This is a genomic window from Streptomyces macrosporus, assembly GCF_039533145.1.
Lineage (GTDB): Bacteria > Actinomycetota > Actinomycetes > Streptomycetales > Streptomycetaceae > Streptomyces > Streptomyces macrosporus.
This window is the reverse complement of record NZ_BAAASZ010000027.1, coordinates 255111-272029: the sequence shown is the minus strand read 5'-3', so window position 1 is coordinate 272029 and position 16919 is coordinate 255111. Positions and strand designations below refer to the sequence as shown.

Annotated in this window: 17 protein-coding genes; 11 read left to right on the top strand and 6 right to left on the bottom strand. The window is 73.4% G+C overall.

What is annotated here, in order from left to right; all coding sequences use genetic code 11:
* Positions 1–57 precede the first annotated feature (57 nt).
* The gene (gene mmpB, locus ABD335_RS30870) at positions 58–177 is read left to right on the top strand and encodes a morphogenic membrane protein MmpB (protein WP_425583691.1); all 120 of its coding nucleotides are present in this window, start codon (positions 58–60) and stop codon (positions 175–177) included.
* Between the two features lie 45 nt (positions 178–222).
* On the top strand, positions 223–909 hold the full coding sequence (locus ABD335_RS20350; RefSeq protein ID WP_344325423.1) for a Maf family protein: 687 nt from the start codon (positions 223–225) through the stop codon (positions 907–909).
* Here ABD335_RS20350 and ABD335_RS20345 read toward each other — a convergent pair.
* On the bottom strand, positions 890–1336 hold the full coding sequence (locus ABD335_RS20345) for a hypothetical protein (RefSeq protein ID WP_344325420.1): 447 nt from the start codon (positions 1334–1336) through the stop codon (positions 890–892). The two genes, ABD335_RS20350 and ABD335_RS20345, sit on opposite strands and share 20 nt — an antisense overlap.
* Positions 1337–1702: 366 nt before the next feature.
* Between ABD335_RS20345 and ABD335_RS20340 the strand changes: the two genes are divergently transcribed.
* Positions 1703–3481, top strand: coding sequence for an acetyl/propionyl/methylcrotonyl-CoA carboxylase subunit alpha (locus ABD335_RS20340; protein ID WP_344325417.1), 1779 nt, complete (start codon positions 1703–1705; stop codon positions 3479–3481).
* 138 nt (positions 3482–3619) lie between these two features.
* On the opposite strand, the gene ABD335_RS20335 is transcribed toward ABD335_RS20340, so the two are convergent.
* Together ABD335_RS20335 and ABD335_RS20330 are read right to left on the bottom strand one after the other, a co-directional pair.
* A complete protein-coding gene (locus tag ABD335_RS20335; protein ID WP_425583684.1) occupies positions 3620–4630 on the bottom strand; it encodes a DeoR/GlpR family DNA-binding transcription regulator in 1011 nt (336 codons plus the stop codon).
* A gap of 122 nt (positions 4631–4752) precedes the next feature.
* On the bottom strand, positions 4753–6201 hold the full coding sequence (locus ABD335_RS20330) for an NAD(P)H-quinone dehydrogenase (RefSeq protein ID WP_344325706.1): 1449 nt from the start codon (positions 6199–6201) through the stop codon (positions 4753–4755).
* Positions 6202–6297: 96 nt separating this feature from the next.
* Here ABD335_RS20330 and ABD335_RS20325 point away from each other — a divergent pair, with 96 nt between their 5' ends.
* The 3 genes from ABD335_RS20325 (at position 6298) to ABD335_RS20315 (ending at position 9560) form a co-directional block, all read left to right on the top strand.
* Positions 6298–6735 carry a gamma-glutamylcyclotransferase family protein gene (locus ABD335_RS20325; RefSeq protein ID WP_344325411.1) on the top strand — a complete coding sequence of 146 codons (438 nt, stop codon included), beginning with the start codon at positions 6298–6300 and terminating at the stop codon, positions 6733–6735.
* 136 nt (positions 6736–6871) lie between these two features.
* On the top strand, positions 6872–7693 hold the full coding sequence (locus tag ABD335_RS20320; RefSeq protein WP_344325408.1) for a purine-nucleoside phosphorylase: 822 nt from the start codon (positions 6872–6874) through the stop codon (positions 7691–7693).
* A gap of 184 nt (positions 7694–7877) precedes the next feature.
* Positions 7878–9560, top strand: a complete 1683-nt coding sequence (locus tag ABD335_RS20315; protein ID WP_344325405.1) for a phospho-sugar mutase — start codon at positions 7878–7880, stop codon at positions 9558–9560.
* 22 nt (positions 9561–9582) lie between these two features.
* Here ABD335_RS20315 and ABD335_RS20310 read toward each other — a convergent pair whose 3' ends face one another.
* Entirely contained in the window at positions 9583–10206 is a 624-nt protein-coding gene (locus ABD335_RS20310) for a PH domain-containing protein (protein WP_344325402.1), read from the bottom strand.
* 131 nt (positions 10207–10337) lie between these two features.
* Here ABD335_RS20310 and deoC point away from each other — a divergent pair, with 131 nt between their 5' ends.
* Genes deoC through ABD335_RS20295 form a run of 3 tightly spaced genes read left to right on the top strand, consistent with a single transcriptional unit; the run spans position 10338 to position 13661 of the window.
* Complete coding sequence (gene deoC / locus ABD335_RS20305; RefSeq protein ID WP_344325399.1) at positions 10338–11345, top strand: deoxyribose-phosphate aldolase; 1008 nt, start codon at positions 10338–10340, stop codon at positions 11343–11345.
* Positions 11346–11350: 5 nt separating this feature from the next.
* The gene (locus ABD335_RS20300; protein ID WP_344325396.1) at positions 11351–12787 is read left to right on the top strand and encodes an aldehyde dehydrogenase family protein; all 1437 of its coding nucleotides are present in this window, start codon (positions 11351–11353) and stop codon (positions 12785–12787) included.
* Positions 12780–13661, top strand: coding sequence for an aldehyde dehydrogenase family protein (locus ABD335_RS20295; RefSeq protein ID WP_344325394.1), 882 nt, complete (start codon positions 12780–12782; stop codon positions 13659–13661). The genes ABD335_RS20300 and ABD335_RS20295 overlap by 8 nt, the downstream gene beginning before the upstream one ends.
* A 92-nt stretch (positions 13662–13753) precedes the next feature.
* Here the strand turns inward: ABD335_RS20295 and ABD335_RS20290 are convergent, their stop codons facing one another.
* On the bottom strand, positions 13754–14227 hold the full coding sequence (locus ABD335_RS20290) for a hypothetical protein (RefSeq protein WP_344325391.1): 474 nt from the start codon (positions 14225–14227) through the stop codon (positions 13754–13756).
* A 150-nt stretch (positions 14228–14377) separates the two neighbouring features.
* On the opposite strand from ABD335_RS20290, the gene ABD335_RS20285 reads away from it, so the two are divergent.
* Entirely contained in the window at positions 14378–15049 is a 672-nt protein-coding gene (locus ABD335_RS20285; protein WP_344325703.1) for an ATP-binding protein, read from the top strand.
* Positions 15050–15178: 129 nt separating this feature from the next.
* Here ABD335_RS20285 and ABD335_RS20280 read toward each other — a convergent pair whose 3' ends face one another.
* Complete coding sequence (locus ABD335_RS20280; RefSeq protein WP_344325388.1) at positions 15179–15988, bottom strand: SigE family RNA polymerase sigma factor; 810 nt, start codon at positions 15986–15988, stop codon at positions 15179–15181.
* Positions 15989–16181: 193 nt separating this feature from the next.
* On the opposite strand from ABD335_RS20280, the gene afsQ1 reads away from it, so the two are divergent.
* Entirely contained in the window at positions 16182–16859 is a 678-nt protein-coding gene (afsQ1, locus tag ABD335_RS20275) for a two-component system response regulator AfsQ1 (protein ID WP_344325385.1), read from the top strand.
* Positions 16860–16919 lie beyond the last annotated feature (60 nt).

Here is a 16919-nt window from a genome sequence, read left to right as displayed (position 1 = left end):
GCGGATGAGTACGGCTACTCAGGCGCCCGGGCCGTCCGCTGCCGCAGGATCGGTTCCATGCTCTGGTCCGACCCAGCCGACGAACCCCCCGAGGAGCTGCGCTCCGCCCAGGCCGGGCTCCGCCGCGCCGGTTGGCTGCTCGCCGTCGCGATGATCGCGGTCTTCCTGCTGCTGTGACCGCCGCCGTGAAACGCCGTCGGCGTTCTTCCTAGGATGGGCCGCATGGCCCACGACACCGCTCCCGGTATCCCCTCCGACCGCCCCGTCCCCGGGCGCCGGCTGGTCCTCGCGTCCCAGTCCCCCGCCCGGCTCGGGCTGCTGCGCCAGGCCGGACTCGCCCCCGAGGTGATCGTCAGCGGGGTGGACGAGGACGCGATCAGCGCCCCGACCCCATCGGAGCTGGCCCTGCGGCTGGCCGAGGCGAAGGCCGCGGCCGTGGCGGAACGCGTACGGGCCTCCCGGCGGGAGTCGGGAGAAGCCGGAGAGACCGGGGAGGCCGACGCGGGCGCGCTCGTCGTCGGCTGCGACTCGGTGCTGGAGCTGGACGGCCGGCCGCTGGGCAAGCCCGCGGACGCCGAGGAGGCCATCGCCCGCTGGAAGGCCATGCGCGGACGGGCGGGCGTCCTGGTCACCGGGCACTGCGTGATCGACACGGCCACGGGCCGCCGCGTCTCCGCGACCGCCGCCACGACCGTCCGCTTCGGCGAGCCGAGCGACGAGGAGATCGCCGCCTATGTCGCCAGCGGGGAGCCGCTGCACGTCGCGGGCGCCTTCACCCTCGACGGCCGGTCGGCGCCCTTCGTCGACGGCATCGACGGCGACCCCGGCAACGTCATCGGGCTCTCGCTGCCGCTGCTGCGCCGACTGCTGGCCGAACTGGGCGTGGGAATCACGGAGTTGTGGGCTTGAGCGGCGGTTCGGCACCGGCGGGGGCGTGCGGACGGTCCGGGGCGTAGGAGACCAGGGCCAGCACGATGAGCCCCAACACGACCATCAGAGTGGCGAACGCCGCCCAACTCACCAGGGCGGCGGCGACCGCGCCGAGCACGCCGTGCACGACGGCCGCGCTGATCAGCAGGATGCGGGCGAGGCGGCGCGGCGGCCGGTCGGTCAGGGCCGCGCGGAGCAGCAGGAACCCGCACAGCAGCAGGTAGGCGCCGAAGACCGCGCCGCCGATCCACGTCGAGACGGCCATGAGGTGCGGGTCGAGCCCGTCCAGGGACATCTTCTGACGGTCCACCATGACGCCGAGGACCCAGTGCAACACTCCGACGCCGACGGCCTCCAGACCGAGCACCACGGCCGTCGTCAGGGCCACCGGTCGTCTGCGCACCATGGCGTCCCGCCCCCTCGTCATCCGTGGACGGCGTGCTCGTAACGGCACGTCGCTTGCGACAGCGCGCACGCTACTAACGGGTAATGCAGGGGGACACCCCCGCGCCCGAGCAAAGAATCACCCCATCGTTCGTAGGGACTCCACAAAGGAATCACGCCCCTCGCCGAAGCCTCGGACAGTAACCTTGGCCACATCGGAGATCCCCCGACGGACGGGGAAACCCGGCGTAACGTGTACTCGCAAGGAACCGAGCCCCGGTCGAGCGCCGGGGATCACGTTCCGTGTGGGCAAGCTCACCCCCCAGGGCGACTCGGCGTGCGATGTCGCCGATACCTAAACTCACCTTGTTTCAAGGAGGGAGTCATCGTGCGCAAGGTGCTCATCGCCAATCGCGGTGAAATCGCTGTCCGCGTCGCCCGTGCCTGTCGGGACGCCGGGATCGCGAGTGTCGCCGTCTATGCCGATCCGGACCGAGACGCGCTGCACGTGAGGGTGGCGGACGAGGCTTTCGCCCTGGGCGGTGACACTCCCGCCACCAGCTACCTGGACATCGCCAAGGTCCTCAAGGCCGCCGCCGACTCCGGCGCGGACGCCGTCCACCCGGGTTACGGCTTCCTGTCGGAGAACGCCGAATTCGCCCAGGCCGTCATCGACGCCGGGCTGATCTGGATCGGCCCGCCGCCGCAGGCGATCCGCGACCTGGGCGACAAGGTGGCCGCCCGGCACATCGCCCAGCGCGCCGGCGCCCCGCTGGTGGCCGGCACCCCGGACCCGGTCTCCGGGGCCGACGAGGTCGTGGCCTTCGCGAAGGAGCACGGCCTGCCCATCGCCATCAAGGCCGCCTTCGGCGGTGGCGGACGCGGCCTGAAGGTCGCCCGCACCCTGGAGGAGATCCCCGAACTGTACGAGTCGGCCGTCCGCGAGGCGGTGGCCGCCTTCGGCCGCGGCGAGTGCTTCGTCGAGCGGTACCTGGACCGGCCCCGGCACGTGGAGACCCAGTGCCTGGCCGACAAGCACGGCAACGTCGTGGTGGTCTCCACCCGCGACTGCTCCCTCCAGCGGCGTCACCAGAAGCTGGTGGAGGAGGCCCCCGCGCCGTTCCTGACGGAGGAGCAGAACGCCGAGTTGTACCGCGCGTCCAAGGCCATCCTGAAGGAGGCCGGCTACGTGGGCGCCGGCACCTGCGAGTTCCTGGTCGGCCAGGACGGCACGATCTCCTTCCTGGAGGTCAACACCCGCCTCCAGGTGGAGCACCCGGTGACCGAGGAGGTCTCCGGCATCGACCTGGTGCGCGAGATGTTCCGCATCGCCGACGGCGAGGAGCTGGGCTACGACGACCCGCCGCTGCGCGGTCACTCCTTCGAGTTCCGCATCAACGGCGAGGACCCGGGCCGCAACTTCCTCCCGGCTCCGGGCACGGTGACGACGTTCGCCCCGCCGGCGGGTCCGGGCGTGCGCCTGGACGCGGGCGTGGAGTCCGGCTCCGTGATCGGCCCCGCCTGGGACTCGCTGCTGGCCAAGCTGATCGTCACCGGCGCCACCCGGCAGCAGGCCCTCCAGCGCGCCGCCCGCGCCCTGGACGAGTTCACCGTCGAGGGCATGGCCACCGCCCTGCCCTTCCACCGCAAGGTGGTCCGCGACCCGGCCTTCGCCCCGGAGGTCAACGGCCGGCCCGAGGAGCCGTTCAACGTCCACACCCGGTGGATCGAGACCGAGTTCGTCAACGACATCACGCCGTTCGCGGGTCCCGCCGGCACGGAGACCGAGGAGGACGAGCCCGGCCGGGAGACCGTGGTGGTCGAGGTCGGCGGCAAGCGGCTGGAGGTCTCCCTGCCCGCCTCGCTGGGCATGACCCTGGCCCGCACCGCCGCGGCCGGCGGCGCCCGCCCCAAGCGGCGCGCGGCCAAGAAGTCCGGTCCGGCCGTCACCGGCGACACCCTGGCCTCCCCGATGCAGGGCACCATCGTCAAGGTGGCCGTCGAGGAGGGGCAGGAGGTCAAGGAGGGCGATCTGATCGTCGTCCTGGAGGCGATGAAGATGGAGCAGCCCATCAACGCCCACCGCTCCGGCACCGTCAAGGGCCTGACCGCCGAGATCGGCGCGTCCATCAGCTCCGGCGCCCCGATCTGCGAGATCAAGGACTGACACCCCGGCGGGAGAACGCCTCGGGGCGGGACGGCCGAGTGCCGTCCCGCCCCTTCTCCGTCTTCTCCCCCCGCTCCCTCGTCCGCCGCCTCCCCGCCCCTCCGCCTCTCCGCGGCCGTCCGCGCCCGCGCGGCGCGGTCAGTGGCGTCTGGGGGCCAGGTCCGCGATCCGGCCCGGCGGCTGGCCCTCGCCCGGCGCGCTCAGGGGGGCCGCGCGCAACTGCGCGCCGCTCCCGCCGCCCTGCGGGTGCCGTCCGCGCTGTCCCGGCAGCGGCACCTCCCGACGGGGCTGCCGCACCGGAGCGCCCGGACCCGCCGACGGGGCGCTCTCGCTCTCCGGGCCGCCCGGACCGGGTGGCGTGCCGTGCCCCGTGCCCGCCACCGTGACCTGGACGCCCTGGTCCGCCAGGGCCTGGAGTTCGGCCGCCGCCCGCTCCTCCTGTGCCGGCGGCTCGTCGGTCACCAGACGGGTGATGAGGTCCGGGGGCACCGTCTGGAACATCGTGTCGACGCCCAGCTTGGTGTGGTCCGCGAGGACGACGACCTCCGCCGCCGCCTGGACCAGCGCACGGTCCACGCTCGCCGAGAGCATGTTGGAGGTGGACAGCCCCCGCTCGGCCGTCAGCCCGCTGCCGGACAGGAAGGCGCGCGAGACCCGCAGCCCCTGGAGGGACTGCTCGGCGCCGCTGCCCACCAACGCGTAGTTGGAGCCGCGCAGCGTGCCGCCGGTCATCACCACCTCGACGCGGTTGGCGTGCGCCAGCGCCTGCGCCACCAGCAGGGAGTTGGTGACCACCGTCAGGCCGGGGACGCGCGCGAGGCGCCGCGCCAGCTCCTGGGTGGTCGTCCCGGCGCCGACGACGATGGCCTCGCCCTCCTCGACGAGACCGGCGGCCACGTCGGCGATGGCCGTCTTCTCCGCGGTCGCCAGGTGGGCCTTCTGGGGGAAGCCGGACTCCCGCGTGAAGCCACCGGGCAGCACCGCACCTCCGTGACGGCGGTCGAGCAGTCCTTCGGCCTCCAGCGCCCGGACATCGCGCCGTACGGTCACTTCGGAGGTCTGGACGACGCGTGCCAGTTCCCGGAGCGAGACGGCTCCGTTGGCGCGCACCATTTCGAGGATCAGTTGGCGACGTTCTGCAGCGAACACGAAACCGACAGTAACGCGGACGACCATCTGCTTTCAGCTGTTTCCGCTGAATAACGGAAGTTGTTCGTACGCACGTCCCCGTCGTGGTATATGCGACCGCTCCGGCGGAACCGGACCGCCGGTCAGCTCCCCTCGGCGCTCTTCCGCGTCTGGAGCTGCCGCGCCACCTCGGCGATCGAACCCGACAGGGACGGATAGACGGTGAAGGTGTTCGCGATCTGTTCGACCGTCAGGTTGTTGTCGACCGCTATCGCGATCGGGTGAATCAGCTCGCTGGCGCGCGGCGCCACGACCACGCCGCCGACCACGATGCCCGTGCCGGGGCGGCAGAACAGCTTCACGAAACCGTCCCGGATGCCCTGCATCTTGGCGCGCGCGTTGCGCAGCAGCGGCAGCTTGACGGCCCGGGCGTCGATCCGGCCGCCGTCCACGTCGGCCTGCGAGTAGCCGACGGTGGCGATCTCCGGGTCGGTGAAGACGTTCGCCGAGACCGTCTTGAGGTTCAGCGGCGCCACCGTCTCGCCCAGGAAGTGGTACATCGCGATCCGGCCCTGCATGGCCGCGACCGAGGCGAGCGCGAAGACTCCCGTGCAGTCTCCGGCCGCGTAGATGCCCGGAGCGGTCGTACGGGAGACCCGGTCGGTCCAGATGTGACCGGACTCCTTCAGTTTGACGCCGGCCTCCTCCAGGCCGATGCCCGCGGTGTTGGGCACCGCCCCGACGGCCATCAGGCAGTGGCTGCCGGTGATGACCCGGCCGTCCGAGAGGGTGACCTCCACCCGGTCCCCCACGCGCTTGGCCGAGGCGGCCCGGGAGCGGGACATCACGTTCATGCCGCGGCGGCGGAAGACGTCCTCCAGCACGGCCGCCGCGTCCGGGTCCTCGCCCGGCAGCACGCGGTCGCGGGAGGAGACGAGCGTCACACGGGAGCCGAGCGCCTGGTAGGCGCCCGCGAACTCGGCGCCGGTGACGCCGGAGCCGACCACGATCAGCTCCTCGGGCTGCTCCTCCAGGTCGTACACCTGGGTCCAGTTCAGGATGCGCTCGCCGTCCGGCCTGGCGTCGGGGAGTTCGCGCGGGTGGCCGCCGGTGGCGATGAGCACGGCGTCGGCGGTCAGCCTTTCCTCGCCGCCGTCCGCCTTCTCCACCACGACGTGGCGCGAGCCGTCCGGCTCCTGCTGCGGCTCCAGCCGGCCGCGACCGCGCAGCACGCGGGCGCCGGCGCGGGTGACGGCGGCGGTGATGTCGTGCGACTGGGCGAGCGCCAGGCGCTTGACGCGCCGGTTGACCTTGCCCAGGTCCACGCCGACGACCCGGGCGGGCCGATCCGGATCGGGGGTGCCGTCCTCGACGATGATGCCGAGCTCCTCGTAGGAGGAGTCGAAGTTCGTCATCACCTCGGCCGTGGCGATGAGCGTCTTGGAGGGCACGCAGTCGGTCAGCACCGAGGCCCCGCCCAGACCGTCCCGGTCGACGACGGTCACGTCCGCACCGAGCTGAGCGGCCACCAGCGCCGCCTCGTATCCGCCCGGTCCACCACCGATGATCACGATCCGAGTCACGTCCTCCAGTCTCGCACGGGCCGTCCGTCCATCGGACACCACCCGCCGGACCGGTTCGGCCGCCTTCCCCGGGAGCCGGCCGCGGCCGGCGCTACCCTTCGTCCCATGTCGCTCTACGCCGCCTACGCCGGAAACCTCGACGCCCGGCTGATGTCCCGCCGCGCCCCGCACTCCCCGCTGCGCGGCACCGGATGGCTCAGCGGGTGGCGGCTCACCTTCGGCGGCGAGCAGATGGGCTGGGACGGGGCGCTGGCGACCCTGGTGGAGGACCCGGTCTCGACGGTCTTCGTCGCGCTGTACGACATCGCGCCCATGGACGAGGACTCCCTGGACCGCTGGGAGGGCGTCGGCATGGGCGTCTACCGCCGCGTCCGGGTGCGGGTGCACACCCTGGACGGCGACGAGGCGGCGTGGTGCTACGTGCTGAACGGGTACGAGGGCGGGCTGCCCTCGGCCCGCTACCTGGGGGAGATCGCCGACGCGGCGGAGTCCGCGGGCGCCCCCCACGACTACGTGATGGAGCTGCGCAAGCGCCCCTGCTGACCGGGGACCGGCCGGACCGCCGGCCGGCCGCGCCCGCCGGTTCCGCCATCCGGAAAACAGTTCCGGCCGTCCGGAAAGAAGCGCTCCCACGCCACCCGTCTACGCGCGTAGGCAATTACCGGTTACCCTCATCCGCGTGAACGCATCTGCCACCACGGACTACTCAGGCGACCCGTACGCCGCCGCCGACGCCGCAGCGGCCCGCCTGCGCGAACTGACCGGCGCGCAGAGCCACGACGTCGCCCTGGTCATGGGGTCGGGCTGGGTGCCGGCCGCCGACGCGCTCGGCGAGCCGGAGCACGAGTTCCCGGTCACCGACCTGCCCGGCTTCCCGCCCCCGGCCGTCGAGGGGCACGCGGGGAGGATCCGCTCGCACCGCCTGGGCGACAAGCGGGCGCTGGTCTTCCTCGGCCGTACGCACCTGTACGAGGGCCGTGGTGTCGCCCCCGTCGTCCACGGGGTCCGCTCCGCCGTCGCCGCGGGCTGCAAGACCATCGTGCTCACCAACGGCTGCGGCGGCCTGCGCCCGGGGATGCGCCCCGGCCAGCCGGTGCTCATCCGCGACCACATCAACCTGACCGGCGTCTCGCCGATCGTCGGCGCCAACTTCGTCGACCTGACCGACCTGTACTCGCCGCGGCTGCGCGCGCTGTGCCAGGAGGTGGACGCCACCCTGGAGGAGGGCGTCTACGTCCAGTTCCCCGGCCCCCACTACGAGACGCCCGCCGAGATCGGCATGGTCCGGGCGATCGGCGGGGACCTGGTCGGCATGTCCACGGTCCTGGAGGCCATCGCCGCCCGCGAGGCGGGCGCGGAGGTGCTGGGCATCTCCCTGGTCACCAACCTGGCCGCGGGCATGACGGGCGAACCGCTGAACCACGAGGAGGTCCTCCGGGCGGGCCGCGACTCGGCCGTCCGGATGGGCGCGCTCCTGGCGAAGGTCCTCGGGCGCATCTGACCCGGCGCGCGCCCCGGAGGCCCGGCCCCGCCACGGACGACGGACCGCCGGGCGGCATTCGGAGGCGTCCCCGGGTACTCGTGGGTGACAGATCCCCGCGCCCGCCCGGCGCGGGGAGCGGCAGCGAAGCACGGGCAGGCGTCCGCCGCCGCCCGTGAGGCGACACGTAGGAGCGGAGAGAACCGTGGCAACCGTGCACGAGGAACTGACCGCCCGGGCGCGGTCCTGGCTGGCCGAGGACCCGGACCCGGAGACCCGGGAGGAACTGGCCGGGCTGGTCGACTCCGGCGACCTGGACGAACTGGCCGCCCGCTTCGCCGGCACCCTCCGGTTCGGCACCGCCGGGCTCCGCGGGGAACTGGGCGCGGGGCCGATGCGGATGAACCGCGTCGTCGTCATCCGGGCCGCCGCCGGGCTCGCGGCCCACCTCCGCAAGCACGGACACGGCGGCGGCCTGGTCGTCATCGGGTACGACGCCCGCCACAAGAGCGCCGACTTCGCGCGCGACACCGCCGCGGTGATGGTCGGCGCCGGGCTCCGGGCGGCCCTGCTGCCCCGGCCCCTGCCCACCCCCGTGCTGGCCTTCGCCATCCGTCGGCTGGGCGCCGTCGCGGGCGTCACCGTCACCGCGAGCCACAACCCGCCCCGCGACAACGGCTACAAGGTCTACCTGGGCGGGGGCTCCCAGATCGTGCCGCCCGCCGACGCCGAGATCGCCGACGAGATCGCCTCCGTCGGCTCGCTCGCCGACGTCCCGCGCGCCGAGTCGGGCTGGGACGTCCTGGGCGAGGAGATCGTCGAGGACTACCTGGACCGGGCGGTCACGGTGCTCACCCCGCGCTCCCCCCGGAACGTGCGGATCGTCCACACCGCCCTGCACGGGGTCGGCGGCGCCACGCTGGCCGCCGCCTTCGAACGCGCGGGCTTCCCCGCCCCCGTGCCCGTGGCCGAGCAGGCCGAGCCCGACCCCGACTTCCCGACCGTGGCCTTCCCCAACCCCGAGGAGCCCGGGGCGATGGACCTGGCCTTCGCCACCGCCCGCGCCCACCAGGCGGAGGGCGTCGACCTGATCATCGCCAACGACCCCGACGCCGACCGCTGCGCGGTGGCGGTGCCCGACCCCGGCACCGACACGGGCTGGCGGATGCTGCGCGGCGACGAGGTGGGGGCGCTGCTCGCCACCCATCTGGTGCACAAGCGGGCGCGGGGCGCCTTCGCCACCACGATCGTCTCCTCCTCGCTGCTGTCGAAGATCGCGGCCGAGGCGGGCCTGCCGTACGCCGAGACGCTGACCGGCTTCAAGTGGCTGGCCGGCGTGGACGGCCTGCGCTACGCCTACGAGGAGGCGCTGGGCTACTGCGTCGACCCCGAGGGCGTCCGGGACAAGGACGGCATCACGGCCGCGCTGCTCGTCGCCGAGCTGGCCGCGGAGCTGAAGGAGTCCGGCCGCACCCTGACCGAGCTGCTGGACGACATCGCGGCCCGCTACGGGCTGCACGCCACCGACCAGCTCTCGGTGCGGGTGGCGGACCTGTCGCTGATCGAGGCGGCGATGCGCCGGCTGCGCGCGACGCCGCCGGTCGTGCTGGCCGGTCTGACCGTGACCTCCGCCGAGGACCTGAGCCGGGGCAGCGGCGCCCTCCCGCCGACCGACGCGCTCCGCTACCACCTGGCCGGCGACCCCCGGCGGGGGATCTCCGGGGCCCGGGTCGTCGTCCGCCCCAGCGGCACGGAGCCGAAGCTGAAGTGCTACCTGGAGGTGGTCGTCCCCGTCGCGGACGCCTCGGACCTCTCCACGGCCCGCACCACGGCGGACTGGCTCCTGGGCGCGCTCAGGGCGGACCTCGCCGCCGCGGCGGGCATCTGACCGCCGCGGCCGGGCCCGGACCTCAGGCCAGGAACAGCAGGTAGAGCAGGGCGATCCCGCCGACCGCCAGGGGCGCCAGGACCTCGTAGGCCCAGCGGACGGTCGGGGCGCCCTGCGCCGCCTCCTCGGCGGCGTGGCGTTCGGCCAGGGTGCGGATCTCCTCGACCGCCTGGTCGGCCTGGGCCTGGTGGGCCCCGCCCGCGGCGCCCGCGGTGAACGCGGCGCCGGGCGCGGCCAGGTTCGGCGAGGCCACCGGGCCGCCGCCCTTCCGCAGGGCCTTCTTGCGCTGGCGCAGCGAGACCGGGATCGCCCACATCTGGTACTTCCTGCCGCCGGCGAAGACCTCGCTGGAGTACGCGGCCCGCACCTCCTCCACCGACGCCCACGGCAGCGTGATCGTGCGGAACGGGTTGCGCACCCGCAGCCGCTCGCGCCCCGCGAAGACCGCGGGCCGCAGGGAGAAGGCGAAGACCAGCGGCACGAGGAACACCAGCCAGGCCAGCGAGAGCCACCGGATGCGGCCCTCGCCGTTGAGGATTCCCTCGCCGGTCAGCCCCAGGATCAGCAACAGCAGCAGGGAGCCTCCCAGCATCCCCGAGCCGGAGCGGTAGGTGTGGTCGGCGTACCTGGGCTGCTCGCGCGTCATGCCCCCGATTCTGCCCGATGCCCTCAGAAACGCGTTCGACCGGCCGCGGCCCGCAGGGGGCCGGGGCCCCGGCCGGGGCGAGGAGGGGGGTGACATGTCGCTACGCGCGTAGATATGCTCCTCTGGTGACCATGCCTGCCACGTCTCCCACCACGACCGACGCATCGCCCCCCGCGTCGCTCTCCGCGCTCGCGGACGCCACCGCGTCCGACACCGCGCTGCGCCGCTTCCTCCACGGCCTGCCCGGGGTCGACGCGGTCGGCCTCGAAGCCCGCGCCGCCGCGCTCGGCACCCGTTCGATCAAGACCACGGCGAAGGCGTTCGCCATCGACCTCGCCATCTCCATGGTCGACCTGACGACCCTGGAGGGCGCCGACACCCCGGGCAAGGTGCGGGCCCTGTGCGCCAAGGGCGTCGTCCCCGACCCCACCGACCGCACCGCCCCGAGGGTCGCGGCGATCTGCGTCTACCCGGACATGGTGGCCACCGCCAAGGAGACGCTGTCCGCCCTCGGCGGCCGGGACGTCCACGTCGCCTCCGTCGCCACCGCCTTCCCCGCCGGCCGCGCCGCCCTGTCGGTCAAGCTCGCCGACACCCGCGAGGCGGTGGCCGCCGGAGCCGACGAGATCGACATGGTGATCGACCGCGGCGCCTTCCTCTCCGGCCGCTACATGCAGGTCTTCGAGGAGATCAGGGCCGTGAAGGAGGCGTGCGCCCGCCCGGGCGGCGACGCCGCGCACCTGAAGGTGATCTTCGAGAACGGCGAGCTGGCCACGTACGACAACGTCCGCCGCGCCTCCTGGCTGGCGATGCTCGCCGGGGCGGACTTCATCAAGACCTCCACCGGCAAGGTGGCGGTCAACGCCACGCCGGCGAACACGCTGGTGATGCTGGAGGCCGTGCGCGACTTCCGCGCCGCCGGCGGCCCCCGGGTCGGCGTCAAGCCCGCGGGCGGCATCCGCACCACCAAGGACGCGATCAAGTACCTGGTGATGGTGAACGAGACCCTCGGCGACGACTGGCTGCACCCCGACCTGTTCCGCTTCGGTGCCTCCAGCCTCCTCAACGACCTGCTGATGCAGCGCCAGAAGCTGACCACCGGGCGCTACTCCGGCCCCGACTACGTGACGGTGGACTGAATCCGATGAGCCCCATCTTCGAGTACGCACCCGCGCCCGAGTCCCGCGCCGTGGTGGACATCGCGCCCTCCTACGGCCTGTTCGTCGACGGCGAGTTCCGCGAGGCCGCCGACGGCCGGGTCTTCAAGACGGTCTCGCCGTCCACCGAGGAGGTCCTGTCGGAGGTCGCCCACGCGGGCGCCGAGGACGTGGACGCGGCCGTGGCCGCCGCCCGTCGCGCCTTCGGTCCCTGGTCGGCGCTGCCCGGCGCCGAGCGCGCCAAGTACCTGTTCCGGATCGCCCGGATCATCCAGGAGCGCTCGCGCGAGCTGGCCGTGCTGGAGACCCTGGACAACGGCAAGCCGATCCGCGAGACCCGGGACGTCGACCTGCCGCTGGTCGCCGCGCACTTCTTCTACTACGCGGGCTGGGCCGACAAGCTCTCCCACGCCGGCTTCGGCCCCGACCCGCGTCCGCTGGGCGTGGCGGGCCAGGTCATCCCGTGGAACTTCCCGCTGCTGATGCTGGCCTGGAAGGTCGCCCCGGCGCTGGCCTGCGGCAACACCGTCGTCCTCAAGCCCGCCGAGACCACCCCGCTGTCCGCCCTGTTCTTCGCGGACGTCTGCCGCCAGGCCGGGCTGCCCAAGGGCGTGGTCAACATCCTCACCGGCGACGGCTCCACCGGCGCCGCGCTGGTGGCGCACGAGGGCGTCGACAAGGTCGCCTTCACCGGCTCCACCGCCGTCGGCCGGCAGATCGCCCGCACGGTCGCGGGCACCCGCAAGAAGCTCACCCTGGAGCTGGGCGGCAAGGGCGCCAACATCGTCTTCGACGACGCGCCGATCGACCAGGCCGTCGAGGGCATCGTCAACGGCATCTACTTCAACCAGGGGCAGGTCTGCTGCGCGGGCTCCCGGCTGCTGGTCCAGGAGTCGATCCACGACGAGCTGCTGGAGGCGCTCAAGCGCCGGCTGGCGACCCTGCGGGTCGGCGACCCGCTGGACAAGAACACCGACATCGGCGCGATCAACTCCGCCGAGCAGCTCGCCCGCATCACCGAACTCGCCGACAGCGGCGAGTCCGAGGGCGCCGTCCGCTGGTCGCCGGCGTGCGAACTGCCCGAGCGCGGCTGGTGGTTCGCGCCGACGGTCTTCACGAACGTCACCCAGGCCCACCGGATCGCCCGCGAGGAGATCTTCGGCCCCGTGCTGTCGGTGCTGACCTTCCGCACCCCGGACGAGGCCGTGGCCAAGGCCAACAACTCGCAGTACGGCCTGTCCGCGGGCGTGTGGACGGAGAAGGGCTCGCGCATCCTGGCGATGGCCGACAGGCTCCGGGCCGGCGTCGTGTGGGCCAACACGTTCAACAAGTTCGACCCGACCTCGCCCTTCGGCGGCTACAAGGAGTCGGGCTTCGGTCGCGAGGGCGGCCGTCACGGTCTGGAGGCGTACCTCGATGTCTGACAGCACCGCCGGAACGCGGCTGAGCGTTCTCAAGACCTACAAGCTGTTCGTCGGGGGGAAGTTCCCCCGGTCCGAGAGCGGACGGGTGTACGAGGTGACCGACACGCGCGGCAACCGGTTGGCGAACGCCCCGCTGGCCTCCCGCAAGGACGCCCGGGACGCGGTGGTCGCGGCCCGCAAGGCGTTCGGCGGCTGGTCCGGGGCGACGGCCTACAACCGCGGCCAGATCCTCTACCGGATCGCCGAGATGCTGGAGGGCCGACGCGACCAGTTCACCGCCGAGGTCGCCGCCGCCGAGGGGCTGTCGAAGGCGAAGGCCGCCGCCCAGGTGGACGCCGCCGTGGACCGCTGGGTGTGGTACGCGGGCTGGTCGGACAAGGTGGCGCAGGTGGTGGGCGGCGCCAATCCGGTCGCGGGCCCGTACTTCAACCTCTCCACCCCCGAACCCACCGGTGTGGTCGCCGTCCTGGCCCCGCGGGAGTCGTCCCTCCTGGGCCTGGTCTCGGTGCTCGCCCCGGTGATCGTCACCGGCAACACCGCCGTGGTGGTGGCGAGCGAGCGGGCGCCCCTCCCCGCGCTCTCCCTGGCCGAGGTGCTGGCCACCTCCGACCTGCCGGGCGGTGTGGTCAACATCCTCTCCGGGCGGACGGCCGAGATCGCCGCGCCGCTCGCCGCCCACCAGGACGTCAACGCGATCGACCTGACGGGCGCGGACGCGGAGACCGCCAAGGAGCTGGAGATCGCCGCCGCGGAGAACCTCAAGCGGGTGCTGCGTCCGGCGGCCGACGGCGCCGACTGGTCCGCCGACCCCGGCACGAAGCGGATGCTGGCGTTCCTGGAGACCAAGACCGTCTGGCACCCCATCGGCGTCTGACGGTCCACGAGGAGCCCCGAGGAGACCGTCGCGCCGCGCCGCGGCGCCCCGCCGGCCCGACGGCCGAGGGGCGCCGCGGCGCGACCCGTCCGTCAGCCGGGCAGCAGGGCCGCCACCGTGCCCACCGCGGGCAGGGTGCGCAGCGTGCCGCCGTCGGCGAACGGCTCCGTGATCGGCTCGGTGGACACGCCCTTGAAGTCGGCGACCTGGGCGACCACCGTGTTGCTCAGCGGGTCCACCGGGGTGCCGGCCAGCGGGTGGATGCGCTGGTCCTTGGCCGGACGCAGCGCGCCGGCCGTCGCGATCCCCGCCGCGCCCGTCGCGTGCGCCGCTCCCTCCAGCGCCTTGCCGGGCTCCAACGCCCCGCCCGTCACCGAGAGGTCGGAGGTGGGAGCGGACGACGGGGCGGACGGTGCCGGGGCCGCGACCGCCCCCGCCGCCCCGGAGATCATCGCGGCCCCCGCCGCGGAGACGGCCAGCCCGGCCCGCAACAGGGCGCGGGGGATGCCGTTCCCGGCCGTACGCGCCTGCCTCGTCCGTGCGTGACGGCGGTGCTGAGCGGTCATGGGACACCTACCAGAAGAGTCGATGTGCGTGATCGTACGGTGACGCAGCGTATATGAAGCCGCCGTCACATGCACATGCGCACGACTCCCTCCGGGGATCGCCGACAATGGTGTCCCGTGACCTCCGCCGACACCGCCCGCGTGATCCTGCTGACCGGTCCCTCCGGTTCCGGCAAGTCCTCGCTCGCAGCCCGCACGGGGCTGCCCGTCCTGCGCCTGGACGACTTCTACAAGGAGGCCGGCGACCCGTCGCTGCCCCTCTTCCCCGGCGGCGACCTGGTGGACTGGGACGACCCGGCCTCCTGGAACGCCGAGGCCGCGGTGGCGGCGATCGTCGCCCTGTGCGAGCACGGCCGTACGACCGTGCCGGTGTACGACATCTCCACCAGCGCGCGCGTCGGCGAGGAGGCGCTCGACCTGCGCGGCGCGCGCCTGTTCATCGCCGAGGGGGTCTTCGCCGCCGAAATCGCCCGGCGCTGCCGCGAGTTGGGACTGCTGGCCGACGCGCTGTGCCTGCGCGGGCGCCCCACCACCACCTTCCGGCGGCGGCTGCTCCGCGACGTGCGCGAGGGACGCAAGTCGCTGCCCGTCCTGGTGCGCCGCGGCTGGACCCTGATGCGCCGGGAGGGCGCGATCGTCGCGCACCACGTCTCCCTGGGCGCCCACGCCTGCGGCCGTGACGAGGCCCTGGCCCGGATCGCGGCGCTCGGCGCGGCCCCGTCGGCACGCGTGCCGGCCCCGCGCGGGGGCTCGGCGGCGCGTGGGGGCTCGGCCCCGCGCGAGAACTCGGCGGCGCGCGGGAAGTCGGCCGCGCGCGCGTGAAGGAGCGGGCCCGGCCGGACCCCCCGGCCGACCGGACCCGCTCCCGTCTCCCCCGTGTCCCCCCGTTCTCTCCCCCGTGTCTCCCCCCGTTCCCCCGTTCTCTCCCCCGCCCTCGGGCCCGGTCGCCCGTCAGGCGACCAGTTCCCCGAAGCTCTCCTCCAGGTCGCGGCCGAGGCTGAGCGCCTCGTCCTCGCGCAGCCGGCGCAGGGAGCGCCAGATGCTGCTCTTGACCGTGCCGACGCTGATGTCGAGGATGTCGGCGATCTCCGGGTCGGTACGGCCCTCGTAGTAGCGCAAGACCAGCATGGTGCGCTGGAGTTCGGGCAGCCGGGCCAGCGCCTGCCACAGGACCGCACGCAGTTCGGTGCCGCGCATCGCGTCGCTCTCGCCCGCCGACTCGGGCAGCTCCTCGGTCGGGTACTCGTTGAGCTTGCGGCGGCGCCAGGCGCTGATGTGCAGGTTGGTCATGGTGCGGCGGAGGTATCCGCCGACGGCCGCCTTGTCGCTGATCCTGTCCCAGGCGCGGTAGGTGGAGAACAGCGCGCTCTGGAGCAGGTCCTCGGCCTCGTGACGGTCGCCCGTCAGGTGGTAGGCGGTGGCGTACAGGGAGGCGCGGCGCTCACGCACGTAGGCGGTGAACTCCGCCTCCGACACCCCCCGGCGCCGCTCCCCCGGCGCCTCCCCGTACCCGTTCTCCCCCCGCCGGTCTCCCCCCTCGGCCGGCTCCTCCACGGCGGCGATGTGCGCCGGCCGCTGACGTCCGGTGCCCCGGTGGCATCCCCCTCGCTTCTCTCCCGAACCCCGTCCGGAAGGGGCCACCAGGGGTGTCCCCGGCACCCCCGCGGCACCGGACTTCTCCACACCCCGGTCGGGAACCACGGGGGTGTGCAGGCGCGTGTGGATAACTGCGCTGGTGATGTTGCGGTGCAGTGTGTTCATCTCGCGCCCCCCTCGTGGAGCCAACCCGTGCGTTTGCTCGTGCCGAATACATTGCCGCGGCAGTTTCATGACGGGGTCCGCCGTCTGTCACAGGGGTGTCACAGGGGTCCGGGTGACCGTGACCCGACCCGTAAACGACTTTCGTGTACATGCCCGTCGAAGTCCGGTCAGGTGATACGCCAGAATGGCGCACGTGCCTTTCCTGTTGCTGATCGAGGACGACGAAGCCGTCCGTACGGCCCTGGAGATGGGTCTGACCCGGCAGGGTCACCGCGTGGTGACCGCGGCCTCGGGTGAGGACGGCCTCAAGCTGCTGCGCGAACAACGGCCGGACCTGATCGTGCTGGACGTCATGCTGCCCGGCATCGACGGCTTCGAGGTGTGCCGTCGCATCCGGCGCACGGACCAGCTCCCGATCATCCTGCTGACCGCGCGCAGCGACGACATCGACGTCGTGGTCGGCCTGGAGTCGGGCGCGGACGACTACGTCGTCAAGCCCGTGCAGGTGCGGGTGCTGGACGCCCGCATCCGCGCGGTGATGCGGCGCGGCGAGCGCGAGGCGAACGACTCGGCGACCTTCGGGTCGCTGGTCATCGACCGCTCGGCGATGACCGTGACCAAGAACGGCAAGGACCTCCAGCTCACCCCCACCGAGCTGCGGCTGCTGCTGGAGCTCAGCCGCCGCCCCGGACAGGCCCTGTCGCGGCAGCAGTTGCTGCGGCTGGTGTGGGAGCACGACTACCTCGGCGACTCCCGCCTGGTCGACGCGTGCGTCCAGCGGCTGCGCGCGAAGGTCGAGGACGTCCCCTCCTCCCCGACGCTGATCCGCACGGTGCGGGGGGTCGGCTACCGGCTGGACCCACCGGCGTGAGGGACACCCGCGAGGCCGCCGCGCACCCGGCACGGGCGTCCGCGGCGCCGGCGACATCCG